Below are 14,215 nucleotides of genomic sequence, written 5' to 3'. Positions count from 1 at the left end.
AGATATGGCACCCAAGACAGAACAGAAGATATATGTAGGCATCGGGCTGGACTTTGAGACCGGAGGGCTGGACTGCCGTGAATGCGCCTGTACACAGATCGCCCTGCAAGCCGTCCGTTTCGACACATGGCAGGTATTCGACCGCTATCAGGCGTATATCGCCCCCTACGGGAAACAGGACGCGGGGCTTCCCCGACGCAAGGTGTTGCGTACCCGCCACGAGCAGGCGAAAGAACCGGAATATGTCCCGATGAAGTACGAACAGACGGCATTGGACTATTCCGCCATTACCATGGAGATGCTGCGCTCGCAGGGTATGGACATGAAGAAAGTCGCCGGAGAAGTCATCGCCTTCGCCAAACGCAGCACCCTCTCGAAGGGCTATCAGTGCAAGCCCGTGCTGGTCGGACAGAACATCGCTTTCGACATCGGATTCCTGCAACAGCTGATGAACTATGCCGGACTGGCCGCCGAGTTTGAAAAGACCTTTTCCGGTACCAAGGACTATTACGGCAACTTCCAGCCGCACTACATCGACACGCTTGCCGTGGGACGGTTGGCTTTTGCTGCCGATCCGGAGGTTACTTCGTATAAACTGGAACTGGTAGCCTCAAAATTGGGTGTGGAACTGGACGATGCCCACGATGCGGCTGCGGATGTGACGGCCACGCTTGACATCCTGGGGATCTATACCTCCCGTCTGCGCCAGACGGAAGGGGCGGCAATCGCCATGCAGAGGAAAGAGAAAACCCGTAAATATTTCAAGATATGAGTATGGACACGAATAAGGAAGCCCAAGGCATTGATAGGGAACAGATCCCCGAAACCATCACATTTCGTACGGCGGACCGCATGACCTACGGGGCACTGGGCTATGACGGGAACGAACTGATGGCATTCATATCGGGCTACGACCTGGAAATCAAGTTTAACCTGCGGCTCATCAACTCGCTGACAGACGCGGAGGCGTGTGCCGATGCATTGGCCCAAGTGTTCTATGAAGCGTTGCTGGAACAATTGATTAACGAAAAGGCGGATTTTGTAAAACCTCCGGGAAACAAACCCGCTACTCTTTCAGAAAAAGAAGGAAGAACCGATGTCAGACAAGATAACGAACACGCAGGATAGGGCGGAAGAGAAACCGCTCACGGAGCAGGAAATGCAATTCTGCAACCTCTATGTGAACGGCGGGCTGGAGTATGCCGGACGGCCGAAAAAATGCTTTGTGGAGGTATTCGGTAAGGATACGGTGAAGAACCCGTATGCTTCGGCCAATTACCTGATGAACAAACCGCATGTGCTGGCACATATCAAGGCTTTGCTATCTTCGGAACGGTTCGAGATGGAGACGATGGCCGTAAAGCTGCAGGTGACCGAGACACTCAAAGCCGTCATGGACGAGACGGCCACTTCGGATTATACCGACCGTTTCGGTGTGCCGCTCTCTCCGGCACCGCTCAGGGCCGTTTCGGTCAATGCCGCCAAGGCGCTGATGGACATTTTCCCGATCAAACACAAGGAAGAGAACAGTCTACGCATTGAGGGGAGTAACGGGAATGTGATATTTAACGTGATTGTCCCAACAATTTCTCCGAAAGATGAAGAAACGAAAAATTGATAAGAAAGAAGTGACATGGTGGGTGTATCTGGTCATTCTAATCACGCTTGTAATTTATGGATTCTGGGACAGTGTCGCAGCTGAATTGCTTTTGAGGGCGATAAAGGAAGCTTTTTCAATACTAATCGAATAAATACCAACATTATGGAGCAGATGAAAGATTTTGTAATCAAATATTTCAAGATCATAGTGGCGACACTGACATTCGTGCTGGCCTTGTATGTCCAGCACGTCAACAACACTGCCCAAATTGCTGCGCTTGAAATCAAATGCGCCGGCCTTGAATTGACAATCAAAGAGCAGTATGACCGTATAAACGCCATGAAACTGGATAAGTCCGTATTTGAAGCGACCATGAGGCAATTCAATACCCTTCAGAGTGATTTGCACGAGATCCGAGCGGATATACGGGAATTGCTCAAATGTCAGTTACAACATTAAAAAAAGTATCTTATGATAAAGAATACATATGTGACCATTGTTGCCTCTGACGAGCTGACGGAAATGTCTCTCGACGGACTGATTGGACATAAAGGGCTTGTGGTCGAAGACCTTTCCTTTATGGGATCAGATTCCAGAGGTGGCATGGTTCTTCTTGAGGAGAAATATCTGGACGAGTTTATATGGTTTATTCCTGAAACTGCCGTAATTTATGAATAAAGGGTTGTCAAAGTATTTACTCTTGGGCGTACTGTCACTTTCGGGCATCATCTATATCCAATATCGTAGGAACGTCCTTCTGGCAAGCGAAAGAGACCGTTACCAGGCTAACAATTCAACCTTGCTGTCTGAACTAACCCGTGTGCGCATCGATTCCATGACGCTCGCTGTCGATGCCAAAGGGTTGCGGCTGACTGTGGAGGAGTACAAGCGTTTCCGGACGCAGGACGCTGAGACTATAAAAAAGCTTGGGATAAAAATCAAAAACCTTGAGGCGTCCGCCAAACACCAGTTGGAAATGGGTGCTCCAATCGACGCCGTCGTGAAGGATACAGTCATTATACACGATACAGTTCCGTTACTCCGGCAGAAGGTAGAAATGATCACCCCGCACATTCAAATTACAGGGATAATCGAGAACTGCCGCTTAAAAGGCCAAATCCGTGTTCCCGCCACCTTGAATCAGGCCATTTGGGTGGAATACAAGGGATGGTGGCTTTGGAAAAGAATCAAAGCCGTTCATCAGACCATTTCTAGTGATAATCCTTACTTGAGGATAAAGTATACAGAATATATAAAAATTGAAAAAAAATAGAAATTTTGATGGATTCGTATATGAGCAGACTATTAGCTTCAGGAATTTCTTCCCTTTTTGATTAAAGACAAGAGAAGAAAAACATTCTCAGAAGAGGGCTTTCAGGTTGGAAGAGGTAGCAAATGATTCTTTCGATCTCTCGCGAACATCGTTAAGTCTCATTTTTTTTATTTATCAGGACATCGGCTACCGGGAATGACTGGACTGCTAAGATGATCCCCGCTAAAACAATAAAGCCGGAGAAAAATGTTGAAACACTTCTCGCCGGCACTTTCAGCCACGCTTCGGGAGAACCCTTCTCCTGCGTAAGGGACCGCCTACGGCAGGTCCCTTACGCAACGCACATATCCCCTCCTGTTATTCACAAGCCTGTCTTTGTCACCTGCCCACTGGGTATCCACGGTCGTGATCCATCGGACATAACCATCAAAATACATCTGGTAACCGGCACGGAACGATCTTGCCCCGTTCATGTTTCGCTTGGAGAATCCCGTCCGGGAATGGTAAACCTGGGCATCTGTTGTCTTCAGAGAAGGAAGGCTGTTCCCGAATTCGTAAACCTCCTTTTTCTCCCTGTCATCCCAGTCGAACAGGCTCCCGCACATAATTCGCAATTCCACCTCGTTGGGCACGCGCCAAGTCCCCAGGTCGCTCTTGTCTGCCTCCTGATAATAATAGGCGCACGGACTGTTTCCTTGTTCGATGTCCGTCACCAGCGTGCTCCACTTCTCGTGGTAATACTCGCTCTCCTTGTTAGGATTATTCAAATCCTTGGGTTTGTCTTTCTTATTGGCGATATACTTGGCTACCTCGAACCCGTTCTTGTAAATGGTATTGCTTTGGGAGTCCTCGTCATGTGCGGGCAACTCGTAAATGGCCCTTGTTGGTCTCGTCATGCTATAGTGCAAATGATCTGCCTTGAAGACCAGGTATTCCTCTTTCGTCCTGTTATTGACAAGAGACGTGTTCAGTTCCTTGCCCAGCTCCTCGATATGATAGCTTTCTTCCCCAGACTCCAGTATCCCCAGATCCCTGATCAACCTCACCTCCGAGTAGGGAGTACGGTCTCCGGGTGACTTCCCCCCCTTGTAATAATCAAAGTTTAGGAGGGGGGACCCGCTGCGGGACTCCAGGATACAAATATAGGGGTTGGAAGAGTATAAAGATCGGTTTGTACTTCCCATAAAGGCCCTTGATGTATAAAATGCCGTGGCGTTGTCCGAGGGGGCGTGCCCGTGCAGCCTGGAATGTAACGGCAACGCCCGTTCCCCCACGATAAGCATACCGCTCTCGCTCACCGAGGGAATATACCACTTCATCTCGGCGGCCTGCATCCGGCCATCACGGTTATCATCCCGGTTCCGTAAAAACGGGGTAAAACAGGCATATTCGGCGTGGTAATTCTTGAGTCCCCTATTATAATGGTCTCTGCTGAGAGTCAGCTTCGCGTTGTCCACCTTCGTCATGACCTGCCATAACTGGTCTTGTTTACTTCTTCCCATCGGGTCTTTCATGACCTCTTGACTGAAGTCGCCCGACCTTGCCATCACCTTCCAGGTATTCGACCAGCCGTTGGAGTAATATTTATTATAAAAGGCGTCCGGTTCTGTCGGAGCCTTCACCATAAAATCCAGGTTCGGTGTCTCGTTCACGTTTTCCACTCCCCAGACACGCATGCCTTCGGGTCCCTCCGTAAACACCGTCTTGATGGACATCTGACGGATGGAAACGACAGCCTGGTGATAACGTGACTGCCCGTCGGGGGAGATTTCATGCGACGTGTTCACTAGCAGGTCGAAAGTCCGGTCCGGGGCGTTGGCAAAGGTTTTCCACAAGTTCTTGTCCTTGGGGGCATTCGCCTGCATGGGGTTCTGCTCGTAGAAATACTCGTTGGCATAAACGGTCACTTTACAAAGTTTTGTAGTAGCATTGAACACATTGTCAGGATCGTTCATCAATCTGTAAAGGAACTGTTCAAGCGACAACAAATTTGCACCGGTGTTTGAGAAATACTCCATTGTCTCATTACCGTTGTCTGCCAGAGTACTCGGATGGACATAGAATTTAAGCCATTCTGTATCGGCCTTTTTATTCATGGAAGGAATATAGCGGTTTCTTTTTAAATTTTCTAATTCCTGCTTAGTGTAAGAAATGACCTTATCACAGAACGGGGTACGTACAGCGAAAGAGATTATGGCATCACTCTTCAAACTTCCATTGGAATTGAAGATAGCAAGTTCGTCTTTTTTAAAACGTATCAGCCCCTGCTCATAATGACAGTCAAATTTGAATGACCTATGTGCGTCATATACCAGCCCCTCCGTTCCGGGAGCAGGTTCTTTCTCGTCATTCTTGTCGGATTTTGCTTCCACAACCAGGTCGTTCATCCCCTTGATAGTCACATTATAGGTATAATGTACGTTACGTTCTATATCATAATCATTGACCGGGTCTCCGGTTGATGTATATCCCAAGTAGATACGGTAAGTCACTCTTCCGAAACGTTCGGTAGGGGTACCTCCGGGCACCATATTCTGACGCAACTCACCCGTAAACTCGATATAAGGAGCCAGATCCGGGGCATATTCCGTCTTACCGTTCTGCAGGTTTGGCTTGCCGGTTGCGCCTGCCACAGGAGTCTTCAGCTGCTTCTGTCTCAGGTCATACCCCTTCCTCTCCGCGTTGTAACCGGGAGAGGTGGGAGTAATCATTTTTTTTGCCAGTTTCCGGTTCTCCGGGACGTAAAACGTAGTAGTAGAAGTAGTAGCGTCACCCTCGAACTGAAATAATTCGGACAACCAGTACGAACCCACCTCCATCCCGCCGGCATCCCAAGGAGCCCCGGCGTCACTGCCCTTGATATGCTCGGTGACAAAGGTCGAGGCCGGCACGTTACCGACTCTCCATGTCCCGGGCACGAACGTGAGCCCCTCCCCGGTTTTCAGGTTGACCGTGATTTTCGCCTCCACACGTTTCAGGGAGACCTCGAGACGCCTGGTGTCGGGACGGATCTCCTCCGTCTTGGTAACTGACATCAGCAGGTTCCCGTTCGGTCGAAACAGGGTACGGGCGGTCATCTCCGCCTTGACCCTCTGAATGTCCGAGAGGGACGACACGCCAGCCAGGATCCCAGGCTCTACCTGAAACAGCCCGTCACCATCCGATTTATAGTTCGCCAGCAGGATCAGCGTCTTCTCTCCCGAGGTAATGGGGATGTTTTTCAGCAACCCCATGCTCGTGGGGGCATCCGTGTCCTTCTCGCCGGTTGCCGTTTCCAGGGCAGCAGCGGCCTGATAAAGCTCCGCACGGGGATACTCCCGGGAGAACTCCACGCTGCCGCGGGAATCGAAAACCCATAGGTAAAGGTCGTATATCTTTCTCTCCTCGCTTTCCAGTAGGGCGGAGCGTGTCTTGGCCGTATTGGCTGCCGTACCCACGTTTATATCCACCGTGGTGGGTATTCCCTCCACCACACCGCTCCTTTGAAGGAACTCGTCATCCGTGCAGCCGACAAGGACGGGTAGTAACAACAGGATGCGGCAAATTGTTTTCAGTTTATATCGTTTCATAAATAATTAAATTTGTCATAACAATTCTCGTGTACATCATTGGAACGGAGGGAAATCCACCGTCTTGCTGTTCCAGGACTCGACCCGGTAAATAATTTCCCGGTCCGGGGATTCCGGCAGGACAATGAATACCTTGTAATCTCGGTTCGGATAGACAGGACCGGAATACACCCCGGGAGAACTCTCCTCACCAACATCAAGCAGGAAAGTCCTTGTCCTGCCCTGTGAGGTGTCACCTCCTGCATGATACTCCACTGTCAGCTGTATCTTCGGGTGGGGCTGTCCCTTCTGCCAGGAATTGGCTTCCGGGATATACGGGGCCAGATACTGTGGAAGGAAGAACTGTTCGTATTTCTGGGCGTCCATTTTCGTATAGTCAACCTTTCCGTCAGCATTGAGGGGGACTTCGTATATGGTCAGCTGCGTTTCACTCTTTATTCCGTAGGAATACGTGCCCGTGTGCTCCGTGTTCTTTCCCGTTCCCGGTGTGGAGCCTGCAAGCTGGGAAACGTCCGAGTCATTCTCCCTGAAGGAGGGGGACATCAGTACCGGAAAGTTCAGAAAGGCAATCCTTTTATAATCATACATGATCCGGTCAAAGGGGGCAATGCTTGCGATGTATATCCTGACACGGGAGAAATCACGGAACAGCGGGATTGTGATATCCTGTACCTGCTCCCCGGAAGCGGGCTGGACGGTCGTGGTCAGCTTTCCCGAAAGCATGCCCATGTGCAGTCTGTTCGATATTCCGGGAGCGTCTTTCCAGGCTACCGTGGAAGTTGTTGTCCAGTCTATGATCTTCTCATCCGACGGGGAAGGAGTCACGCCATCGTACGGGTTGTCCACCGGTATGCCGAGACTGCCGTCATCCTGCTCCTTGATGATGGCAGGGAATGCGGCTCCGACAATATCCTCCCTGTCCACCTCTTCCATGCCTTCCCCGAGGAAATCCCATGGAATCGCGTTCTGCAGGATTCCTCCGGGCGTATAATAGGGCAGGTCCTTTCCCGTCTGGTTGGGGGCATAGAAAGCGTGGAATTCACTCTCGCCCTTGGGGAGGCGTACCTTGGTCTGGTATTCCCCTTCCGCGTTACTGGAACTGAAAGGAAGCAGGCGGCTGTACACATACCGGTTCTGCTCCTTGTTGAAAACCATAAGCGCTATTCTGGGCTGAGCGGGAGCCTGGGGAAACAGCGTGCCGGTCTTATACCAGTTGGCGGGATCGGATGAATAGTTGTCCAGCATAACACTCCCGCCGGATTCAACACCCCTGGTTGACAGATTCAGTCTGACCGTCACGGCATCCTCATCGGAAAACTGTTCCGGAATAGGCTCCCCGCTCTGGCAGGATACCAGAATGAAGCAAAGGACCAGTGACACCGTTATCATAGAGTACTTCACAGCCTTCATCATACGAATATATTTAATATCTTTCAACATAATATTAATCAATCAGTTATGGGAACCACATCAACAGCTTCCCATGGTTTTACACTTATACTCAGAGAGAGGGGATTCTGGCGGAAATACAGCGGCAAGACAGCCTCCTGACGCCCCGTTATCCGTATCTGCTCGGGATATTGCGCGATATATTGCGCCACATCTACGGTACAAAGGACTTTTTCTCCTTGCATAAGGCGGATCGTTAACGGATCCCCGTCCTCGAAGCGCAGGGTATTGAAGTCAAGCACAAAACGGTCGTTTTTCCCGCCCGCGGTGAACGCGAGATCGAAAGATGTTTTCCCGGCACGCTGTCCGGAAAAGGAGAAACGGGCGGAGAGTGATTCCAGTGTCAGACGGAATCCCTCTCCCTTGTTCTGTTCAAACCAAGTTTGTGAATTATTATCCTCGTCGGAAAGAACTACCGCATGAATTTTCACGTGCTGGGAATAAAGTCTTACCACATCACGGGACTCGTTCATAACTTTGGAGGTGATGTATGTCTCACCCAAGTACAGCCTGTCAAACGTGCCGGATGCCTGTCCGTCCTTCTCCATCAGTTCGGGACGGGAAACCAACGCCCTCTTGTAGCCGTCCTCAACAGCTATGCCCGTTTCTTTCAAGGCGTTGCCTACAGCCACCACTTTATAATCTCCTTCTGGGAGTGTGACCTCCAGCGGCGAAAGCAGGCGTTCCCCATCCAGATGGTGTTTCTCCACCAGGGCCCCGTTCCCGACGTCAAAGATGAAGACGTCAATGTCATCCACATATTCCTGCAGATGTTCCCGGTCGTCATCGGCCAGGTAGGAGAAGACGATCGTGTTGCCAAGGCAGCCGCTCAGGTCGTCATACACCCGGTCACATGCGGTCACGAGGTATAAAGCGGCCAACAGGCCCAGCAAGGTCGGTATGTTTCTTATGTTCATACTTTACACTAATTATTATAAATCAATACTGTAATTTTCCCGAAAGAGAGGACACGTTTCCCTCCCGCGGGTAACAAAAAAGGGAGGGGACAAACTTTCCCCTCCCCGAGAGTGCGGGGCGGATTCCGGTACCGGCCTGTCAGGGCCGATACCGGAAAAGCGCTCCGGCAAGCGGCTATTACTCTCTATCTGTATCAGTCAAGAATGGGGAATACGTTCACAGCGGTCCAGGGCTGCACCACGACACGGACGATGACATTCACGTTCTCGTCCTCCAAATCTTCCTGACCATCCGGTTTTGGAGTCACTCCTTCCGGAATAGTCGGATCTGTATCCACCAGGATACCCTGTCCGTTGTTCAATGTGCTAAGATTCAGATTGATCAGGTAACCACCCTTACCGGCCGGAACATCAGTCGTACCGTCTGTTGCACCTTCTGTCTTCGCATAACCGGATATAACTACAAAACGTCTGTCTACAGATACGCCTGCATCACCTGTTTTGAAAACGAAAGCAAGTTTTGGAGCATTGTTAGTCTTTCCGTAACCGGTAATTCCATTTGAGAAGAAGTTAAATGCCGCAGCTTTTTTACCTGCTCCGAAATCAAAAGCAGTTGCTGTAAAGTAGGAAGATACATCGGACAGGTCTGTCTTGCCATCAGGTTTGAATGTTCCATTGGTAAAATCATATCTGTCACCTACATAAGTCTTGGCCCAGAACCAGTTTGCTTCTTCTTCTACTGTAAGCGCAGGAATAGAAAGTGTTCTACTGAAACGGTTCATCAGAATACCCTGGTTTGCAGAGGTCACGTCAACAACCTGCAACCATTTGTTCAAAGCGGCTTTCTTGCTAAGATCAGACTTACCATCCCACACTTCGTTATTGAAGCCATCGGTAGCAGCCTTGAAAGCCGTCCATGCATCAGCACTGGTTTTTCCGTTATTTTCAGCCTTACCCAGCCATGTCTTGCACCACTGTTCCGCCTCGGCCTTTTTTCCGTCTTTCCAAGTAACTTTGATAAATTTGGTTCCAGTCACTTGGAAACGGTTCATACTGGCAGCCAAGGTAAGTTCCACTTTCTTGACGGTACGCTTATCCTTCTGGGGATCAACGCCATAAGGTTCGGCACCAACAGTGGTAAGTTCTTTGGAACCTGCATAGATCACTTCATTAATTTTAGCCTTCAACAGTTGTTTGCTAACATCAGACACGGGCTTGTTCTCAACCAATGCACCTTGAGGGTTTGCAATAACAAGAGCTTTTGTTGCGCCTTTGTCCACGTTAAGGAATTTATAACCTCCTGTCGCTTCACCAGCTCCCACGGCGGTAGATGAAGTCAACTTAGTAAAATCATCAGACCCCTTCGTAAACTCCTTCGCAAAGACAATATCATCTCCCTTTAACAAGTACACATGCAGTTTTTCAACCGTTGCCGGATCACCATTGTTGGCAGTGTTCTGCAAATCGCCCATGGCGGCACGTGTACCGGGACCGGGCAATGCTACTGACATCATCACATCAACCGGCTGATTAGCACCCTCCGGTACAACCAGATTTTCTTCATTGTTACATGCAGCAAACAACGCCAGCGAAGCCACTGCAAAATACTTCATCACTTTCATAATTTGAATTGTTTTAAATTGAAATTACTAATACAATATATAACTGAGTTACATCCGCAACCCACGATTTATTCATTTACCCTTACAGCCTTGAATGCTTTCGCACGGTTACATCCCCGAGCCGCTGCCTCTTCCAACAGTTTCTCTGCCTTCCTCCAATCACCTTTCATATCATAGGCAATTGCCATTGGGAACAGGACACGACTGTCTTCTCTTACCACTTCCAATACCTGCAACGCACCGTCCGCATCCTTGCCATATTTCAACAAGGCATTGGCATAATTCAAAACCGCCACAATATCCCCCGGAAACTGCTCGTATGCCTTCTTATATACCGGCAGAGGATTCTCCCCCCGGGAAGCATACAATCCGGCCAGCTGGTACATTTCGTACAGGCTAAGACATTCGGGCTTGGTCTCAAAAACTCCGGGGAGTTCCTCCGACGTATAAGGCCTTACATCAAAGCTGAGGCTGAATGTTGTACGCCGCAGAGCCGGGTAAAACTCTTCCAAAAGAATATGGTAAGTCTTATCATTATCTAACTCACGGATAGCCGACTCACGTTCCGTATCATTTGAGTTATGTTCAATGATAAAAAGAATTTTGTCCTTATTGGAAAGAGTGGAACCACTGACTGCTGCCTTAAGACCTTCCCAGTCTTCCCCAACCCCTTCGGTACGATAAACCGGTGCTTTCTTGAGGGCGGGATATCGACTGGAAATATAATTTGAAAGGGTTTGAGTCCGTCTTTGCGCAAGGGATTTGTTATAATTAAAATCTCCTTCGGGAGAAGCGTAACCTTTTATATACACATCCTTTAGCTCCGCCCCTTTAATCAATAGGTTTTCAGATACAAATTGGCCGAGTCCGGCAAGCTCCTGACGATTATCCGCAAAGGTCTTGCGAAGATCGTGTTGTGCCACGGGAAAAGTCACTTTACAATCAAAAGAATCCTTGTAGCACTTGATCATGACCTTTTCCGGCTCGATGAAACTGTAGGCATAATCCTTCTCCCCGAAGAGGGGGATACCGGCCTGAAAGGCGATATCCTCGCTCTCGTTCGTGCCGCACTCGGCACAACCGTACGACACCTCCCTGACAACGAGACGCCCGTCAGCCATCCACCGTTCAAAGGGGACGCTCCTTTTCACCGTCAGGCCCGAACTTTCCACCACCTTGGCGGAACGGACCTCGCCGGCCCCCGGGTTACCGGGTTTCAGGTTGCCCAATGCCTTGCGACGCTTGATCACCTTGTATCTTTTCTTGCCAGCCACGCAGACCGGTTCGAGGCGGACACTGTCACGCCCGTCAGCCGAGACATAGACGGGGAACAGGTAAGCGACTTCCTGGCTTCCAAGCCCTGCCAGGGGGGAGACACTGAAAGTAATATCCAGCGCGTCTCTACCCGGTTCACGCTCCACACGGCTGTTTGAATAATCCCAACGCGAGGTATCTGACGTTGATAAAATGTCCTGAGCGGAAGAAAATAAGGGAAACATTCCCAGGCAACCCATGATAAGGATTTGCTTCTTGTTAATATGGTAAGGTTTCATTGATATACATTTTAGCATGATAGAATAAAAAGTTGTGTCCCCGGATTCAGGGAGTTATTTCAACATGTAAATAATTGAAATGGCGGCCCTGGTGGGACCTATGTAGCCCGCATCCCCCTTGCCCAGCTTCTGCCCGCAGGTGGTACACTTGTACTTGTCATAACGGGCGTGCACGTAACCGATACCCAAGGAGGCCTCGATATTGAAACGGTTGGAAAGCACCCACTGGTAACCGGCGCTCAACCCGCCTCCCCAGAAATAACCCTCGTAACGGTGGTCCTTCATGTTTCCGTCCCCTTTCTGAAGCACGAAGGGGACATCGACACCTCCGATATTCATCTGGCCACCATGGGCGTGCAACCCGAAGAACCAGCCGTTGAAAACGTCACAGGTCCAATAACGGAGCTCCGGCTGGACAAGCCAGTGACTGAACTTCTTTGCCTTGTACCGGGAAGACGTGGCGTCCCGCGTGTAGAAAAAGAAATTCATGCCCACCTGTGTGTCAAGGGTCCATTTACGCCCCATGGAGAACTCCAAGGAGAGGTTGGGAGTTTTCAAGGCATCGTAGGCCAGATTGTTCTTCAAGGCAACCTTTTGAGAGAAGGCACCAGCCGAACAAAGCAAAAACACCAGAAGAAAAAACGGTTTCATCATACTGTTATTCATTGTTTCGTTATTTTATCTTATCAGAGGACAAGCCAAAGCTATCCTTATGTAATAATCATTAATAAAAATGCTGCTTCCCGGAAAAGACTCCAGAATCTTCCTTGCGCGTACGTAGTGGACAGCCGGAAACTCCTGTCCGCACCAGAAAGACCTGCGGGGACGCAACCCGCCCACGAGACTTAAAAGCCTTTCAGCCGATCCGGCGAAAGCCGAATAGTGGACACCGTCCCGAGTATGCAGGTAAATCGAATCCCTGTTGGACCATTCCATGTTGAATATCTCATGACTCATTCGCATAATGTCAACCGTTCTTGGATGATTTTCTTATTTCCACTCTCTCCGGTAGAGAGTGGAAAATTGTCCAAAATCCGCTTTTGGAAACGGTTGTAGATGCCAAAAAGAAATAAAAGATGCAATATGAACAGATTTTATTATATAACTAGCTGAAAATAATATTACTAATATTTTCATTAGGCTACAAAAACAGAAACAATGGAACTTTTTTATTTGAACGAGCACACATCCTGTTATAATTACTCGAAATCTGTGCAGGAGGGATTCCGGTATTATAAATTTGATGAAGGATTGAACCACGAGGAGGAATTGGTAAAAGATTGTATCCTGTTCGTACTTAAGGGAAGTCTGCAATTCTCCTGCAACGGTTTTCAGTTCACCGTTTCATCAGGAGAGATGGTCTTTTTTTGCCGTGAAAGCCTGTTTAACACCCAATCGTTAAAAAAATGTGAAGTCGTGGCAGCCTTGTTCGAAGGGGGGGCATGGCCCTGTCAAAAGGCTTCCTTTTCAAAGTTATACCACCTGAGGGAAATTGTCGAATATCGTATGGAACCTCTTGAAATCAGGGATCGGTTACGTAAATTTCTCGAACTTCTGGTGTGTTATCTGGAAGACGGGGCGAACTGCATCCATTTTCACGAAATAAAACTCAAGGAACTTTTCTGGAATATTCGCTTTTACTACTCCAGGCAGGAACTCGCGAATTTCTTCTATACGATTATAGGCCGTTCGCAAGACTTCAAAAACAAGGTCTTGAACAATTATAAACGTTGCAGGACCGTGAAAGAACTTGCATCGGCCTGTGACATCTCCCTCTCCGCCTTCAAAAGACAGTTTTCAGCGGAGTTTGGAGAGACTCCAGCCGAATGGATGCAGAAACAGATGTTGGGAGAAATCAAATACAAACTTTCAGTTACAGACCTGCCGTTGGGAACCATTGCCAATGAACTGGAATTTTCCTCTCTTGCACACTTCTCCAGATTTTGCAAGAGATGCCTGGGATGTTCTCCCAGAAAGTTGAGACAACAGATAAAAGGCGGTTAAACGATCTCTGGAGGGGGGGGCTGATAAGAATTTGATAAATAATAGAGCCAAAACGGAAACAATTAATAAAATTATTGTCTTTAAATTTGCAGCGTAATCCAAACAAAAAAGGATTACGCTATTTTTTTTACATGTTATGTATAATTCCTTTATTTTCCACTCTCTACCGGAGAGAGTGGAAATAAGAAAATCATCCAAGAACGGTTGACATTATGCGAATGAGTCATG

At 48.8% G+C, this 14,215-nt stretch carries 14 protein-coding genes; 7 read left to right on the top strand and 7 right to left on the bottom strand.

Translation table 11 applies throughout. The annotated features are described in order from the left end of the window. Positions 1-4: 4 nt before the first annotated feature. The 6 genes from LPH68_RS07865 (at position 5) to LPH68_RS07840 (ending at position 2,873) form a co-directional block, all read left to right on the top strand. Positions 5-772: a PolC-type DNA polymerase III gene (locus tag LPH68_RS07865; protein WP_196045293.1), complete on the top strand. Its 768-nt coding sequence runs from the start codon at positions 5-7 to the stop codon at positions 770-772. Further along, positions 769-1,128 carry a hypothetical protein gene (locus LPH68_RS07860; protein WP_196045292.1) on the top strand — a complete coding sequence of 120 codons (360 nt, stop codon included), beginning with the start codon at positions 769-771 and terminating at the stop codon, positions 1,126-1,128. Before LPH68_RS07865 ends, LPH68_RS07860 begins: the two co-directional genes overlap by 4 nt. Continuing rightward, positions 1,097-1,618, top strand: coding sequence for a hypothetical protein (locus LPH68_RS07855; protein ID WP_121972095.1), 522 nt, complete (start codon positions 1,097-1,099; stop codon positions 1,616-1,618). The genes LPH68_RS07860 and LPH68_RS07855 overlap by 32 nt, the downstream gene beginning before the upstream one ends. Before the next feature lie 144 nt (positions 1,619-1,762). Further along, a complete protein-coding gene (locus tag LPH68_RS07850; protein WP_048695795.1) occupies positions 1,763-2,059 on the top strand; it encodes a hypothetical protein in 297 nt (98 codons plus the stop codon). Positions 2,060-2,071: 12 nt separating this feature from the next. Next, positions 2,072-2,278 (top strand): hypothetical protein, encoded by a 207-nt coding sequence (locus LPH68_RS07845; RefSeq protein ID WP_048695799.1) that lies wholly within the window; start codon positions 2,072-2,074, stop codon positions 2,276-2,278. Beyond that, positions 2,271-2,873, top strand: a complete 603-nt coding sequence (locus LPH68_RS07840) for a DUF6549 family protein (protein WP_048695802.1) — start codon at positions 2,271-2,273, stop codon at positions 2,871-2,873. The genes LPH68_RS07845 and LPH68_RS07840 overlap by 8 nt, the downstream gene beginning before the upstream one ends. A 317-nt stretch (positions 2,874-3,190) precedes the next feature. Here the strand turns inward: LPH68_RS07840 and LPH68_RS07835 are convergent, their stop codons facing one another. The 7 genes from LPH68_RS07835 to LPH68_RS07805 all read right to left on the bottom strand — a co-directional run bounded on the left by LPH68_RS07835 (position 3,191) and on the right by LPH68_RS07805 (position 12,946). Further along, positions 3,191-6,442: a fimbrial protein gene (locus tag LPH68_RS07835; protein ID WP_196045275.1), complete on the bottom strand. Its 3,252-nt coding sequence runs from the start codon at positions 6,440-6,442 to the stop codon at positions 3,191-3,193. Positions 6,443-6,478: 36 nt separating this feature from the next. Further along, positions 6,479-7,831, bottom strand: a complete 1,353-nt coding sequence (locus tag LPH68_RS07830) for a DUF5042 domain-containing protein (protein WP_370638798.1) — start codon at positions 7,829-7,831, stop codon at positions 6,479-6,481. 59 nt (positions 7,832-7,890) lie between these two features. Continuing rightward, positions 7,891-8,808 carry a FimB/Mfa2 family fimbrial subunit gene (locus LPH68_RS07825; RefSeq protein ID WP_196045278.1) on the bottom strand — a complete coding sequence of 306 codons (918 nt, stop codon included), beginning with the start codon at positions 8,806-8,808 and terminating at the stop codon, positions 7,891-7,893. 194 nt (positions 8,809-9,002) lie between these two features. Next, complete coding sequence (locus LPH68_RS07820; RefSeq protein ID WP_196045280.1) at positions 9,003-10,430, bottom strand: hypothetical protein; 1,428 nt, start codon at positions 10,428-10,430, stop codon at positions 9,003-9,005. Between the two features lie 68 nt (positions 10,431-10,498). Further along, positions 10,499-11,983 carry a DUF3868 domain-containing protein gene (locus tag LPH68_RS07815; RefSeq protein WP_196045282.1) on the bottom strand — a complete coding sequence of 495 codons (1,485 nt, stop codon included), beginning with the start codon at positions 11,981-11,983 and terminating at the stop codon, positions 10,499-10,501. 54 nt (positions 11,984-12,037) lie between these two features. Beyond that, positions 12,038-12,649, bottom strand: coding sequence for a DUF3575 domain-containing protein (locus tag LPH68_RS07810; RefSeq protein WP_196045284.1), 612 nt, complete (start codon positions 12,647-12,649; stop codon positions 12,038-12,040). A gap of 12 nt (positions 12,650-12,661) precedes the next feature. Continuing rightward, entirely contained in the window at positions 12,662-12,946 is a 285-nt protein-coding gene (locus tag LPH68_RS07805; RefSeq protein WP_048695667.1) for a hypothetical protein, read from the bottom strand. A 195-nt stretch (positions 12,947-13,141) separates the two neighbouring features. Between LPH68_RS07805 and LPH68_RS07800 the strand changes: the two genes are divergently transcribed. Continuing rightward, positions 13,142-13,987 carry an AraC family transcriptional regulator gene (locus LPH68_RS07800; protein ID WP_121972087.1) on the top strand — a complete coding sequence of 282 codons (846 nt, stop codon included), beginning with the start codon at positions 13,142-13,144 and terminating at the stop codon, positions 13,985-13,987. Positions 13,988-14,215 lie beyond the last annotated feature (228 nt).

This window comes from Bacteroides sp. 1_1_30 (genome assembly GCF_020982715.1).
Lineage (GTDB): Bacteria > Bacteroidota > Bacteroidia > Bacteroidales > Bacteroidaceae > Bacteroides > Bacteroides xylanisolvens.
This window is presented reverse-complemented; position numbering and strand designations above follow the sequence as displayed.